The sequence below is a fragment of the Desulfovibrio piger genome (genome assembly GCF_900116045.1).
Classification (GTDB): domain Bacteria; phylum Desulfobacterota; class Desulfovibrionia; order Desulfovibrionales; family Desulfovibrionaceae; genus Desulfovibrio; species Desulfovibrio piger_A.
On sequence record NZ_LT630450.1, the window covers coordinates 43114 to 57627 of the forward strand.

General features: G+C 61.4%; 16 protein-coding genes. All 16 read left to right on the top strand.

Features of this window, described 5'->3' with window-relative positions; genetic code table 11:
- Positions 1 to 21 precede the first annotated feature (21 nt).
- Positions 22 to 948 (top strand): phage protease, encoded by a 927-nt coding sequence (locus DESPIGER_RS00255; RefSeq protein WP_072331538.1) that lies wholly within the window; start codon positions 22 to 24, stop codon positions 946 to 948.
- A gap of 11 nt (positions 949 to 959) precedes the next feature.
- The gene (locus DESPIGER_RS00260; RefSeq protein WP_006006602.1) at positions 960 to 1550 is read left to right on the top strand and encodes a hypothetical protein; all 591 of its coding nucleotides are present in this window, start codon (positions 960 to 962) and stop codon (positions 1548 to 1550) included.
- Between the two features lie 30 nt (positions 1551 to 1580).
- Positions 1581 to 2579, top strand: coding sequence for a major capsid protein (locus tag DESPIGER_RS00265; RefSeq protein ID WP_006006603.1), 999 nt, complete (start codon positions 1581 to 1583; stop codon positions 2577 to 2579).
- A 149-nt stretch (positions 2580 to 2728) separates the two neighbouring features.
- Entirely contained in the window at positions 2729 to 3154 is a 426-nt protein-coding gene (locus tag DESPIGER_RS00270; RefSeq protein ID WP_072331541.1) for a phage protein Gp36 family protein, read from the top strand.
- Positions 3154 to 3666, top strand: a complete 513-nt coding sequence (locus DESPIGER_RS00275) for a phage virion morphogenesis protein (RefSeq protein ID WP_072331543.1) — start codon at positions 3154 to 3156, stop codon at positions 3664 to 3666. The genes DESPIGER_RS00270 and DESPIGER_RS00275 overlap by 1 nt, the downstream gene beginning before the upstream one ends.
- Positions 3667 to 3677: 11 nt before the next feature.
- Complete coding sequence (locus tag DESPIGER_RS00280) at positions 3678 to 4226, top strand: hypothetical protein (RefSeq protein ID WP_006006606.1); 549 nt, start codon at positions 3678 to 3680, stop codon at positions 4224 to 4226.
- 10 nt (positions 4227 to 4236) lie between these two features.
- Positions 4237 to 4614, top strand: a complete 378-nt coding sequence (locus DESPIGER_RS00285) for a hypothetical protein (protein ID WP_072331546.1) — start codon at positions 4237 to 4239, stop codon at positions 4612 to 4614.
- A gap of 2 nt (positions 4615 to 4616) precedes the next feature.
- A complete protein-coding gene (locus DESPIGER_RS00290) occupies positions 4617 to 6323 on the top strand; it encodes a DUF2586 domain-containing protein (protein ID WP_006006608.1) in 1707 nt (568 codons plus the stop codon).
- A gap of 9 nt (positions 6324 to 6332) precedes the next feature.
- Positions 6333 to 6791 (top strand): hypothetical protein, encoded by a 459-nt coding sequence (locus DESPIGER_RS00295; RefSeq protein WP_006006609.1) that lies wholly within the window; start codon positions 6333 to 6335, stop codon positions 6789 to 6791.
- A gap of 118 nt (positions 6792 to 6909) precedes the next feature.
- On the top strand, positions 6910 to 7230 hold the full coding sequence (locus DESPIGER_RS00300) for a hypothetical protein (protein WP_006006610.1): 321 nt from the start codon (positions 6910 to 6912) through the stop codon (positions 7228 to 7230).
- 342 nt (positions 7231 to 7572) lie between these two features.
- Positions 7573 to 10716, top strand: coding sequence for a phage tail tape measure protein (locus tag DESPIGER_RS00305; RefSeq protein WP_231927586.1), 3144 nt, complete (start codon positions 7573 to 7575; stop codon positions 10714 to 10716).
- A complete protein-coding gene (locus DESPIGER_RS00310) occupies positions 10713 to 11279 on the top strand; it encodes a hypothetical protein (protein ID WP_072331552.1) in 567 nt (188 codons plus the stop codon). The genes DESPIGER_RS00305 and DESPIGER_RS00310 overlap by 4 nt, the downstream gene beginning before the upstream one ends.
- Before the next feature lie 2 nt (positions 11280 to 11281).
- Positions 11282 to 12079, top strand: coding sequence for a hypothetical protein (locus DESPIGER_RS00315; protein WP_072331555.1), 798 nt, complete (start codon positions 11282 to 11284; stop codon positions 12077 to 12079).
- Positions 12079 to 12795 carry a baseplate assembly protein gene (locus DESPIGER_RS00320; protein WP_072331559.1) on the top strand — a complete coding sequence of 239 codons (717 nt, stop codon included), beginning with the start codon at positions 12079 to 12081 and terminating at the stop codon, positions 12793 to 12795. The genes DESPIGER_RS00315 and DESPIGER_RS00320 overlap by 1 nt, the downstream gene beginning before the upstream one ends.
- A gap of 114 nt (positions 12796 to 12909) precedes the next feature.
- A complete protein-coding gene (locus tag DESPIGER_RS00325; protein WP_072337419.1) occupies positions 12910 to 13365 on the top strand; it encodes a baseplate assembly protein in 456 nt (151 codons plus the stop codon).
- Positions 13362 to 14513, top strand: coding sequence for a baseplate J/gp47 family protein (locus DESPIGER_RS00330; protein WP_072331562.1), 1152 nt, complete (start codon positions 13362 to 13364; stop codon positions 14511 to 14513). Before DESPIGER_RS00325 ends, DESPIGER_RS00330 begins: the two co-directional genes overlap by 4 nt.
- The last annotated feature ends 1 nt before the right edge of the window (position 14514 follow it).

The following is a 14514-nucleotide window of genomic DNA, read 5'->3' on the forward strand; positions in this document are numbered from 1 at the left end:
GGAAACAGGGGCTTTTTTTTCATGGAGAACAAATGGATCGAGATAGCCCGCACGGGGACATTTACGGATAGCTCCGGGCGCGAACAGACGTTTACAGCGGGAGACCTGGACGCCATAGCGCGGAGTTACGATCCGCAAAAACGGGACGCGCCGCTCTGTTTCGGGCATCCGCAAAGCGACAGGGCTCCGGCCTTCGGCTGGGTGGACCGGCTGAAAAGCGAAGGCGGCAGGCTGTACGCCAGCTTCTCCCAGGTGCCGGACGAAGTTAGGGACCTGGTGGCCAGGGGGCGCTACCGGCATGTGAGTATGAGTCTGATGCCGGACCGGGTGAGCCTACGGCATGTGGCGCTTCTGGGAGCGGCGCAACCGGCCATAGACGGGCTGGCCGCTGTGGAATTTGCAGACGGCGGCGACGCCATAACCGTGGAATTTGCCGCCCCGCGCGGCGAAGGAGACAGCATGAGTATTGAGGAACTGCAACGGCAGGTGGGTCAGCTCACGGCGCAGCTTGAGACGCTGAAAGCGGAAAACGCGAGCCTGAAAAAGCAGGCTGAAAGCAGCAAACAGGACAAGGAAAAGGCCGAAAGCGCCAAAGCCGACGCGGAAAAGAAGGCGGACCAGGCGCACGCGGACTTTGCCGCCTACCGAGAAAAGGTGGAAGGCGAGCGTCGGGAGGCGCGCGTTTCCGAGCTGGTGAAAGCCGGGAAGGTGAAGCCCGCCGAAAAAGCCTCCGTTCTGGACTTTGCGGCCAAGCTGGCGACGCAGACGGGAACCGTGGACTTTGCGGCCCCGGACGGAAAAACGGAAAGCCTGAGCATGGAAGAACGCTATTTCCGCGAACTGGAAGCACGCCCCGTGGATGAACGGGCTTTCAACTTTTCCGCGCCTCCGTCCCATACGGGCGGCGAACCCGGCTTTGATTACGCCAAGATGGCGGCCAAACTGTAGGAGGATACGCCATGAATGAAGGGCATCTTGGAACATTCAGTTTCGGCGGCGAACGGGCCGCCACGGACAACCATCCCGCGATCATCCATCATCTGCCGCTTTCGGAAGACGTGACGGCCTCCCTTGCCGTGGGCACGCTGCTGAAAGCCGTGGACGTGTACGGTGCGAGCGCCGCCATAGGGGAAGAAAGCAGCGGCGTGACGGGAGCCAGCGTCGATGCCGCGACTTTTGCGGCCAAGGTAGGGAGCAAGGTAGGCACCTATGTTTTTTCCTACGACTCGGAATGGAAACTTTCGGGGCAGTCGGCCACGCTTTCGGAGTACGGCGTGACGCCGGAAGGTTCGCCCTCTTCCGGGGATACGCTTACCGTTACGCTGGTTCTGTCCGACGTGCTGTACACGCCTTTCAAGTATGCGGACACGGCGGAGCCGTGCGCCGTGGTGGACCTGCCCTGCGACCCCACCGGGAAAAACGGAGAGAAATCCGCCGCGTGCGTGGTACACGGCACGGTCAAGGCGCGTGTTCTGAAGACCGGGGACGGCCAGGTTCCTACCAATGGCCAGCTTGCCTCCCTTGCGCGGCGCGGCGTGTTCGCCGTGTAGTCTAAAACAGTCTAACATAAAGGAATCATTATGCTTGCGCATCTGAAAGGACTTTTTACGCCGGATGCCATTGCGGCATCGCTGGAGTCGCTGCCGCCGCTGGAAACCACGGTCATGGACAATCTTTTCAAAGACAGACCCACGCATCCGCTGCCGCTTATCGGTATTTCCGAGCTGAAAGCCGTGGTGCAGTCGGTTCCGGTGGTGCGGCGTGACGGTACGCCCGTTTCGTTGAAGGGCGAAAGCGTGGACATGGAGTTCGTGGCCCCGCTGCCCATCAAGGTGCAGATTCCGGTATCAGCCAGCGAGCTGAACGACTTGCGCGTGCTTTTCGGGAACAAGGCGGCGCTGACGGCCTGGCGCACGCGCAAGGTGGATCAGATTCGCCAGACCGTGCGCAATACCGTTGAGGGTATGTGTTCCGTGGTGGCATCCACGGGCAAACTGACCTGGCCCGTGGACATGGAAGGTGGACGCCGTGAAGTCTATGAAATCGACTACGGCCCGCTGCTTTCCTTTGAACCTGCCGCGAAGCTGACGACCTCTTCCAAAGTTTCGGACGTGTACCGACTGCTGCGAGGCATGGAGCAGGAAGTGAAACACGCCGGGCTTGGCGGAAGCGTAGAGTTCTGGGCCGGGCCTGACGTGGCAGCCGTGCTGCTGGACATTGTGGAGAAGTACACGTCCACGGCGGAAAGCAAGCCGTACCGCCTGGAGCTGAAAGACGGGCGCGCGGAAGTGGGCGGTTACACCATCCGCTTCATGGATGAAACGTATCCGAACCCGGAAGACGACGGGGAATGGCTGCCTAAGCTGGAGCCCAAGACCCTGCTGGCAGTGGCGAAGAATCAGCCTGGCAAGGTATGGTACTGCGCCATTGACTCCATTTCGGCCAACAACGCGGCCACGCCGCTGCATATTGTGCCTGTGCCCCGCCAGGACGACAGCGGCATCATGCTCATCGGACAGGCGAAGCCTCTTCCGGCGCGTCCTTCGCGGGCGAGCTGCAAGGCGATAGTGGTCGATTAGCGAGAAAACGCCCTGAGCGCCCCGGAGAGGCGTTTTTCTTTCCGGGGCGGGCGTGGGGAAGGAGAAAGTTTTTAGACTATTCTAAAAATATTCCAAAACGCGAGAAAAGGGTATGTCCGCTTTCCGCTTCCCCTCCATGAGGAGATCCGATGCTGTTATGCCGTAGAGAACATATCATCGACCTGCTGCACGCAAAATATGTGGCGGCCTGCGAGGAGCAAAACCCCGGCCTTGTGGAGCGCACCATCGAAGCCGTATCCGGGGAGGTAAGCGACGCGCTTTCCTATCGCTATCCGCAACCCTGGCCGTATGTGCCGGAACTGGTGCGTTACATCACCGCCGTCATCAGCGCGTACCGCGTAGTGGAAGGTATCACGTCCTTGGTGGATACGGAGGCGAGCAGCGACAACGAATGGCTCCCCCTGCAAAAACAGTGGAAGTATTGCACGGACCTTCTGGAAGACATTGTTTCCGGCAAACAGAAGCTGCCGCTTTCGGAAGCGAACCCGGACCGGGAAGACCCCACCTTTGCCGTGGTGAGTCGCCCGCCGCTGTTTGATTTGCGGGGGCTGTGATGGCGGCGCGCAACGGCGTTTCCCTGAACTGGGGCGGCCTTGACCGGGCATTGGAAACGGCGGGCCGTGGACTGGAATCACGGCGGCTGGCGCTTATGGAAGTGGTGGGCGACACGCTTTTGTCCGGCACGCATGAACGCTTTGACGCGGAAGAAGACCCGGAAGGCAAAAAATGGGAGCCCTCGGCACGGGCACGCGAGGAAGGCGGCAAGACGCTGGATGACAGCAGCGCGCTTCGTGACTCCCTGGATTACCTTGCACTGCCGGACAGAGTCATGGTGGGCAGCAATCTTCCTTACGCACGCATTCATCAGAAAGGTGGCAAAACATCCCCGCACGTTATCAGGCCCAAACGCAAGAAGGCGCTGGCTTTCGGAGGAATCGTGCGGAAGAAGGTCAATCATCCGGGATCGGACATTCCGGCCCGTCCGTACCTTGGCGTTTCTGAAAAAGATATGGACGAGGTTCGCGCGGTCATGGCCGATTTCATGAAAAACGCCTTCTCCCGGTAGGAGGAACACGAATGCAGGCATTTGCAACGGAAGTCATTACGCGGGCGGCGCTGGCGGCGGGCTTGCCGGAAGGCCGCGTCATGGCGGCGGTGAAAAAGGACAATTTGACCATAGACCGTCCTCGCGTGGAAATGCAGTTCCTGCCGGAAAAGTACACACGCACAGGGCGCAAGCTGGGGGTGAGCCGGGAGACGGTGAAAGGCGAGGACGGCACGGAAAAGCTGATGCTGGTGCGCAAGCGGGAGCTGTATGTGGTGGAACTGCCGGTAAACGTCAACGTGCTGAGTGAAGACCGGGAATGGCTGGAGCGTTTTTCCTATGCGTTTGTTGCGGCGCTTCCGCGCGGCGGCAACGACAGCCGGGGCAACTGGGTAAAAATCCAAGTGCGGAAGGCGACGTTTTCCCGCCCGCCGGACAAGCGCGTGGGGGATGCGGTCATAGAAGTTTTCACCAGGGCGAGCCGCCTTTTTGTACTGACATTCACCGGACGCATCACCACGGAGGAAAGGGAGGACCTGATCCCATCCTTTACTATCAATCCTCATATCAGAAAAGCATAAGGAGGCCGGAATGGCTACGAAAAAGAAGATGAACGAGGAAGTCCAGGCTCCCGAAGTCGGGATGACCACGGAGCAGACAATGGAACAGACTGTTCCCGAAAGGGAGGAAGAGCATGTCGAAGAAGCGCGGGAGCAGACGCCGGAAACAATGGAAGCGACGGAAGCGCCCGCTGATACGGAAAAAGATGTGGCGTCTGCCAAGAAAAACGTCGGATCGGCGCTGGAAAGTCTTTCCGTTCTGGCGGACCGGCACCGTGTGCCTTCGTGGCAGCAGGCGGCGCTTCTGCGCTTTATGGACTGGACGGACGACAAGCTGGTAAGCGATGCGGCATACCGCGCGGCACTGGAAGAGCTGAAATACCGCCGTATCGGTGGCGGACGGAGGTAACTATGGGCGACGTACTGACCTATCTTATAGACGGCACGTCCGGGCTTGCGCCGGGCGGCGTGGACGGCAAGGCCATTGTGGCGGGCGTATGCTCCAAGGGAACCGTGGGCAAGGCGTATCTTATCGGCAAGCGCACTAACCTTGAAGATATGCTGGGCACGGGGCCGCTGGTGGAGCATGTACGGGACATGCTTGTCACGGGCGGGCAGGAACCTGTCATCGTGGCCGTGCCCGTACAGGGGCAGCAGGCGGGCTACATCAGCGATGCCGTGGTCACAGGTAGCGAGGTGACGCCCCAGGTCTCCGGTGTGGCGGCGAAGAATGCGGATATCGTGGTAAAGGTCGAAACACCCGGCGCCATCGGTACGGCCACGCTGAAGATCAGCACAGACGGCGGAAAAACCTTCGGAGAAGCAAGCCCCTCTTCCGAACAGGTAGTCATCGGCACCAGTGAAGACGCGACCGGAGCCACGCTGGTATTCCCGGAGGACGCGGAGCTGGAAGCCGACGCGGAATACGTCGTGACGGTACGCTGCGCCGTGGGTCCGGTCAGCCGTGTGGGCGATGAAGACAGTCCGCAGGTGACGGTTGCGGCGGAGAAAGGCGGAGTGCTGGCCGGGGCTGAGCTGGTGATCCAGATTGTCAAAGGCGGCGGCCTGAACACGGGCACTTATCAGATTTCCACGGACGGCGGGGATAATTTCGAGCGTGAGCGTACTATCCCTGTGGATGGGAAGCTGACGCTTTCAGATTTCGGCGTGACCGTGACGTTCCCGGACGGGAGCTATACAGCGGGCACCACCTACGAATGCCGCCTGCTGGCTCCCACTCCGTCCATCATGGACGTGATGGACGCCCTGGAAAGCCCGCTTGCCCTGTATGATGTGGAATTTGTCCATATCGCCGGGGAGACGGATTCCGTGGACTGGACAGCGGCGCAGACCAAGGCGGAAGAACTCTGGAACCTGCAACGCCCGACGTACTTCAAGATGGAGACGCGCCTTCCGCGCGACGGTGAAGACCTGAACGACTTTGCCGCATATCTGCTGGCGGAGAAACAGGGCTTTGCCGGTCGGTTCGTTACCGTCTGCTGCCAGTACGGAGAAGTCACGGACAGCACGGGAGCCAGCCGGCTGCGCAACGCGGGCGGTTTGCAGGCCGGGCGCGTGATGTCCATTCCCGTGCAGCGGGCCACGGGCCGCGTGAAGGACGGACCGGTATCGCAGCTTTCCCTGCCGGAAGGATGGGAAGCCGTGCAGAGCACGCTGGAAGATGCCGGATATCTGACGGCGAAGAAATACGCCGGGCTTGACGGTGTGTATTGGGGCGATTCCCGCACCATGGCGGACGCCACCAGCGATTACCGCTACGAGGAAGTGCTGCGCACGGTGTTCAAGGCCGTGCGGCTCATGCGCGTGGCGGCGCTCAAGAGCATGTACGACGAAGCCGGGGACCCGCTGCGCCCGGATTCCGCCACGGGACTGGCGTATTTGCAGGCCAGCCTTGAAAACGCCTTGGATACCATGGTCAAGGCCAACCCCAGGGAGCTTGCGGCGTATGTGGTGGACATTGCCTCCGGTCAGGACATAGCCAACAACGGCGTAGCCGTGGACATTACCCTGATAGGCATTGGCATCATCCGCCAGATCAAGCTCTACCCGCGCTATGTGTACGCGGGTTCCACCTTCGACCCGCGCATGGCCGCATAAGGGGGCATCATGGCAATCAACGGACGCAACTACGACTGGGAAGACATGCACGTCGTGCTGCCCAGCGGGGAAGCCGTGGGCATTACGGAAATCAAGTATTCCGACGGTCAAAGTATTGAAGCGCGTTACGGACGCGGTGCCGTGCCGCGTGGCTGGGGCCGTGGCAACTATGAGGCTTCCGGCTCCATGGTGCTGGACCGTGACGAATGGGAAATCTTCAAGAAAAGCCTGCTGGGCAACGGCGGTCTGTATGACCACACGCCGTTCACCATCATTGTGGCCTATGCCAACAACGACATGGGCACGGTGGTGGACACCTTGAAAAGCTGCAAGATTACGAAGTTCGACGGCGGCGGGGCCTCCCAGGGCGACGACAACGCCAGCCCCATTTCCTGTGAGTTCACTATCCTGGAGCCTATCCTGTGGAACGGCACGGCAGCCAAGAAGGAAACGTCGTCCCTGGCCTGATTTTCCGTTCAAAAACTGTTCGCATGGAGCGCGTCCTTTCCGGGCGCGCTCCTTTGTTTTGTGCCATGCTGGAGGAAACACGGGCAATCCCGCCCGCAGCAACATCAAGGAGTTTTCCATGTCTCAGCTTGAAAACCGCAAGTATGTTTCCTTCTCGCACACCTTTTCCGACCCGTGGTCCGGGGAAAACGCGGAAGAGGCGCAGGACGTGACCCTTTCCTTCCGCTTTGCCAAGCCCACCAAGCTGCAAATCCAGCGTTTGCAGGACAAGGCGGCGAAAAACGCCGGGCAGGCGTCCCGCAATTTGGTGCTGGATTGCGTTCATCCCGACGACAAGCAGGCGCTCACGGACGCCATGGAAGAGTATCCCGGCATCGCCACCAGCTTTGCCACGGCCATCATCAAGGGCGTGGGCATTTCCGCCGAACTGGGAAACTAGCGCCGCCCCCGGATGCCTTCGGGCAGGGGGACGCGCTGATTCTTCACTGGCTGCACTGTGCCCCGTCTGAGGACATTACCGAATGGCGGGCACAGGTAGGTCAGGCTGCGTGGATGGAAGAGCGATATTTCACCACGCTGGCCCGCATGATTCACGGCAACAGGCGCGGAAGTTCCGCGCGGAAGAAGTAAGATGGAAGTTTTCAGCGTATTTGCCACGTTGTCCCTGGTGGACATGATTTCCGGCCCTCTGGACCGGGTACGGCGCGCCATGCGAAGCGTGGAAGGCGGCGTGGCGACGCTGGGACAGCGCATGGGCAATCTTGCCCTGGCCATGGCTCCGGTGGCGCTGGCCGCCGGAGTCATGCTGGGGGCGTTCGGCATGGCGGCGAGCAAGGCCATGGCCTTTGAATCGGCCATGGCCGACGTGGCGAAGGTGGTCAACTTCGAGACGCAGTCCGAATTTCAGGCCATGAACAAGACGGTCATGGATATGGCCGGACGCATCCCCATGGCGGCGGACGGCATAGCGGCCATTATTGCCGCAGCCGGGCAGTCCGGGGTGGCCAAACAGGACCTTGCTGAGTTCGCGGAACAGGCCGCGAAAATGGGCGTGGCCTTCGATCTTACGGGCGATCAGGCGGGCAAGATGATGTCCGACTGGCGCGCGGGTATGAATCTGACATTGCCGCAGGTTTATTCCCTGGCCGACGCGGTGAACCACCTTTCCAACAACATGAACGCGACGGCTCCGGCGTTGGGTGAAGTCATCCAGCGCGTGGGCGCGGTGGCCATGGTCTGCGGCCTGTCGGAAACGAAGGTGGCGGCGCTCGGCGCGGCCTTCCTTTCCGCCGGGGCCAGCCCGGAAGTGGCGGCGACGGCGCTCAAGAGCTTCACCACCACGCTGGTCAAGGGCACGGCCATGAGCAAGGACCAGGCCGCCGCCTTTGCGTCCATCGGCCTGTCCGCCACGCAACTGGCAAAGGACATGCAGACCGATGCGCAGGGAACGATTTTCAAGGTCCTTGAAGCCATAGCGGCCAAGCCCAAAGAACTGCAAATGTCGCTGCTCACAACCATGTTCGGGCAGGAAGCGCTGGGCAGTATCGCGCCGCTTCTGCAGAACATGGGCAATCTCTCTCAGGCGTTCGAGCTTGTGGGGGACAAGGCCAACTACGCCGGTTCCATGCAGGCGGAGTTCGACACACGCAGCAAGACCGTTGCCAACACGCTGCAACTTCTGTCCAACAAGCTGACTAATCTTGCCATATCTGTGGGAAACGCCTTTCTGCCGTCCATCGGCTGGGCGGCGGAGAAGCTGGGCGTATTTGTGGACATGCTGCGGGCCGCAGCCGAGACCAGGGCAGGACAATGGTTGCTGCAACTGGCCGGAGCCATGGGCACGGCGCTGGTGGTGCTGACGGCGCTTTCCGCGTCCATGTGGTTCTTTTCGGCTTTGCCCGCCATGCTGGGCAAGGCCCTGCTGCCGCTGAAAACTGCGCTGCTTGGCCTTGGCGCGCCGATATATGCCGCCATTGCCGTGCTGGGGCTGCTTTATGCCGCATACCGTACCAACTTCGGCGGTATGGCGGATTACCTGCACGAATGCTGGAACAAGATCACGTTGACGGTCAAGGGCGTGCTTTCCGTGTTCCAGACGCTCAAGGACGGCAGCGGAGAAATCCGGGGCGAACTGGCCACGCAAATCAAGGCCGCCGGACTGGTGGGGCTTGTGACCACGGTTTCCCGCGTGGTGTACCGTATCCAAGCGGTGTTCAAGGGATTCAGCAAGGCGCTTTCCAATGCCTTTGCGCGCATCGACGTTATTTTTGTGCCCGTGCGTCTGGCAGTGGCCGAACTCATGCAGGCGCTTTCCGGTCTGTTCGGCCTGTTCACGGGCAACGAAGTGACCAGCGCCGCCTCGTCCTGGGAAGCCTTCGGCGCGGCCCTGGGAGAGATCGCTGGCGGAGTGCTGGAAGGACTGGCCACGGGCTTTGCCTGGCTGGTGGACGGAGTGAGGCTGTTTGCTTCCGTCATCGGGCACCTGATAGACGGCGTTTCGGCGCTGTGCGGCTGGCTGCTGGACCTTGGCGGGGCCACGAATGAAGCCAACGCGGCAGCGGACCCCTTCGCCTGGTCGAATCTCGGAAAGGTACTCGGCTATGTGCTGGGGCTGTTTGTGGCCTGGAAAGCCGCGCTTCTGGCCGTGCGCGGTGTCATGGTGGCGGTATCTGCCGCGACAAAGGCGTGGGCCGCCGTGCAGTGGGTTCTCAACGCGGCCATGAGCGCCAATCCCATAGGTCTGGTTGTCATTGCTATCGCGGGTCTGATTGCCGCCGGGGCGTGGCTTGTTCAAAACTGGGATGAAATTGCCGCGTGGTGGAATGATTTATGGGGCGGCATAGCGGCCTGGACCGTAGAGAAATGGGACGCCATCACGGGCACGATTACCGGGGCGTGGGATTCCATCATTTCCGGCATTACGGGCTTCGGCGTATCCATCCTTTCCGGTCTGCAAGGCGCGTGGGATACGGCCAGTGGCGCGGCGAGCGCGGCATGGGAAGGCATCAAGGGCATTGTTTCCGGCGCGTGGGACGCCATTGTGGGCGGTATCGCGGGCTTCGGGGCGTCCCTGCTGGCTGAGATAACGGAAGCCTGGAACGCCGTGCTGGAATTTTTCGGCGGGCTAAACCTCTTTGAATCCGGGGCGAAACTGCTTTCCACCTTTGTGGACGGCATCAAGAGCATGGCGTCATCCGTGGTGGAATCCGTGGAAGGTGTATTTACCAAGGTGCGTGAGTACCTGCCGTTTTCGGACGCCCATGTGGGGCCGCTTTCTCAGCTCACGCTTTCCGGGGCGCGCATGATGACCACGCTTGCCGAGGGTGTGACCAGTGCCCAGGGCGGGCTTGTTTCCAAAGTGTCCGGCGCGCTTTCCGCCGTGGGCGGGGCCATCCGCAACTGGTGGAACGGTCTCGGCACCCCCGCAAAGGACGCCGTTCCGGATCTTCCGAAAACTCCGGCAGCATCGGAACTGTCTGCCGCCGTACGGCAGGCCGCAGTGCCGGATATGCCGCCTTTGCGTATGGAAGCGGAAATCCCCGCCGTGCCTCCGCTGAGAATGGAAGCCCCGACGCTGCCCTCTCCCGCTCCTCTGGAGCTGCGCACGGGAGCCGTGCCGGAACTGCCCGGACTGGAAGTTGCGGTTCCTGCCATGCCGGAAGCTCCGGCCATGGCGGCTCCGGAACTGCCTTCCATGCCTGAGATGGAAACGCCGGAAGTGGTCATTCCGCAAGCGCCGTCCTTTGACGTGCCGGACGCTGAACAAAGCGGCGGTTCACGGCGTACCGGCGGCGATACGGGCGGCCAGACCATCAGTATTTACGGGGACATCATCCTGCCCAATGTCCAGAACGCGGAGGACTTCGGGGAGGCCATGCGCCAATATCTGCAAGGGGAGATTTCCATGATGGAGGGTATGGCATGAGTCAGGCCAATGGCGGGCAGGAACAAACATCGAAGCTGATCACCTTTGAAGACGGCGTGGTGACTCTGGCCGGGGAAGAGGTGCCGGGCATTTTGCGTTCCCTGCGCGTGGACGGCAAGGTCCGCTTCGATGAACAGAAGGTGGACGGTTCCTCCGGCAAGAAAAAGACGCCGCAGGGCTTTGAGGACAGCGACATCATGATTTCGCTGTACCTGGTGACGGACGAGGATTCCAGTTGCTACGACAAACTGGAAACGCTTTCCGGCATGTTCCGCAAGGTGGACGACAAGGCGAACCCGCAAATCTACACGGTGGCGAACCGGCACTTGCTGGCGCGGGGCGTGCGGCAGGTGGTTTTCTCCAAGCTCCAGACAGCGGAGAATGACGCCACGGACGAAATCACGGCCACGCTGGGCTTTGTGGAGCACAATCCGCCTGTGGTCAAGACGGAAAAGGCACAGGCAAAGACGCCCACCAGCAAGGAACTGGCGGAACAGGCGGCGGAGAAGGCCAAACAGGCCGCCGAACCAAAGGAAGACGAACTTATCATCACGGCGGAATAACCATGATCGAAGGAATCAACATCCGCTGCAACGTGGGCGGCGTGGAAGTGCTGCGCAGCCCGCGCATTGTGCTGACGCTGCGCCGCCGGGCCGTGGTCTCCACCTGCGAAGTGGACATCCCGGACGCGGACGGCTCGGTGCAGGTCTCTCTCGCTAAAAAACAGGCGGTGCGTGTGCGCTTCGGGCACCGGGGCGAAGGCGGCACCTGGCACGACTGGTCCGGTACGGTGAAGGATTTTCAGCCTGCCGGACCGGATACCATCCGCGTGCAGGCCGTGGGGCTGGAACAGGCGCTTATCGATACCACGGTGACGGAAGCCATGCACGGGGAACCGGCGGACGTAGTGGCCCGCCGCCTGCTGTCGTCCACAGGGCTGCCCGTGGCGGGCATCACTATCCCGTCGGAGACCTTCCCGCATATCGTGTTCAGCAACGTAACCGTGGCGCGGGCCATCAAACAGCTTGCCGCCAGCCTGGAACGGAGCTTCGGGCACGACCTTTCCCGGCACGCGGTCTGGCTGGGGGAAGCGGGCCTGTACTGGTCAGACGGCGACGAACCGGGTGACGTGTTTGTGGTGGAAACGGCGGCCAACCTGATAACGAACAGCCCGAACCCGGCGGGCATGAGCGTGGCCGTGTCCACCATTCTGCCGGGGCTGACCCACAGCCACAGGATACGCATAAGGGACACGCGGCGGGACTTTTCGGAGCTGGTACGCGCGGAAGAGGTCATCCATACCCTGGGCGTGGACGGGAACACGACCACCATCGGCTATGGCGCAAATCAGGGGTGGGGATAATGGCGGAACAGAACCTTCTTTCCCTGCTCAAACGCGCTCTGGAACTGGCCATGCCGGACTTGCGGGCCTACTACCGCATGACGCGCAAGGCAAAGGTCGTGGCGGCGTATGCCAGCGACGGGCGCTATTATGCGGACGTGCAGCCGCTCCGGAACGACGAAAGCCCGGACACGTCGGAGCCGGTCATTCCCAAGGTGGAAATCCCTATCGTATGGGGCGGGCCGAAAAGGGGTATCGTCTGCCCTCCGGCGGTGGGGACGCTGTGCGATCTTTCCTATTACGACGGGGACCCGAACTATCCGCGCATCAGCAACTTCCGCTGGCAGACGAACGGCGCGCCGGACTGTGAACTGGACGAACTCATTATCCAGCAGACGCCGGGCGTGAGCCTCAAGATAGAAAAGGACGGTTCCTTTCTGACTATTTCGCCTGAAAACTGGACTGTGGAAGTAGGAGGGAATGCCGTCATCAAAGCGGAGGGCAACGCGACTGTGGAAGCAGCCGGCACGCTGACACTGCAAGCGCCGAACATCATCAAGAACGGGAACGAGACGTGCGCGGGCAAAGACGGCGGCACGGGAACCACCACGGAGAATGCCCACCGGACCACCAACGGCAGCATCACGGTCAACGGGCCGCTCACAGTGAACGGCGACCTGTCAGTCTCCGGCAATGCCTTTGCCGGGAGTCGCAGTGGCGGGAGTTGTCCACATTAGCTCCATTCTCATTTCTTGTGCAAAAAAACAGGGATGAAAATCCCCATGAAAAACCTTCGCATGGAGCGCGTCCTTTCCGGGCGCGCTCCTCTTTTTTGTGCCAGTATCGGTTGCATGAATACGGCAAACGAGTTTTGGGGACAGGACATAGCCCTTGACGACAACGGGCAGGCGCGCGTGGCGGCCAACGGCGAACTGGTGCTGACGGACGGCGTGGAAACGGGCGTGCAGGATATCAAGCTACGCCTGTTCACCCGTCTGGGCGCGCTGTTCTACGACCTGGACTTCGGCAGCCTCATTTCCGACTGGTTCTATGAGGACAGCACGGCCACGACACGGGCGGCCTTTCTGGCGGAAGTGACCATGCGCGTGGAAGAAGATCCGCGCGTGGTGGTGGGGAGCGTCAAAAGCAGTCTGCTTGCCTGGAATGAAAATTCCATCACCGTGGCCGTGCAATGGCGTTTCATCGGAGAAGACCAGCCGTTGAACCTGGTGCTTACGGCGAACAAGAGTGTGCGGGAACTGGTCATACGCGACGGCAGATACAACGAACCGGAGGCGGCGCTATGAGCCTACGACTTTCCAAAGATATAAGCGATATCCGCGCCGGACTTTTTGAACGCATCGAGTCCGTGCAGGACGAGTATGCGGCCAAGGGCTGGCTGCCTGCACGCCTCAATCTGAACAAGGGCATCGTGCGGGGCATCATCGAGCTGTTCGCCTGGGGCCTGTGGCAGCTCTACAACTTTCTTGCCGTCATCCATAGGCAGGCTATTCCGCTTGAGGCCACGGGGGAGTGGCTGGACACGCACGCGGCGCAGGTGGACGAAAGCCGCAAGCCCGCCACAAAGGCGCGAGGCAATGTGCTGTTTTTGCGCGGGGATCAGACCGGGAACGTGCGCATTCCCGCCGGGCGTATCGTGCGGACACAGCCCGACGGCAAGGGCGATATCTACCGTTATGTGACGGATGAGCTGGCCGTACTGCCGGAAGGCGCGGCATCCGTGGCCGTGCCCGCCACGGCGGAGGAATACGGCCAGGGAGCCAACGCCGCAGTGGGGCAGATATGCGAGCTTGTCACTCCGGTGGAAGGCATTTCGGGTGTGACCAATGCGGCGGACTGGCTGATTGAGGAAGGCGCGGATGCGGAAAGCGACACAAGTTTGCGACGGCGCTATGTGCTGGCCTGGCAGCGTCAGGCGGGCGTGACCCGCGCGGCCTATGAAGCGGCGGCGCTTTCGGTTCCTGGTGTGGTGGACGTGTATGTGGCGGACCAGCATCCGCGCGGGGAAGGCACGGTGGATGTCGTGGTCATGGGAACGGCGGGTATGCCTACGTCAAGCCTGCTGTCGGACGTGCGCGCCGCTCTGGACGCGGCCATCGTCATCAATCACGACCTCCTGGTCAGAGCTCCGGAGCCGGTGAACGTGTCGGTCAAGGCCGTGCTGGAACTGCTCTCCGGGGACGCCGACTCCGTGAAGGCGGAAGCGGAAAACTGGGTGCGTTCCATGTTTTCCTACGGCGACGACCCGGATATTCCGCGTTTTTCCATCGGTAAGGACGTGGTGCGGGACCGTTTGGCCTCCGGCCTTGTATCCATTGCCGGGGTGAAGCGTATCCGCTGGGAAAGCCCGACGGAGGATGTGGAGATTCCGGCGGGGGGGCTGGCCGTGCTGGAAGCCCTGGACCTGCAAACGGTCTGGGTAGCGGAGGAATAGG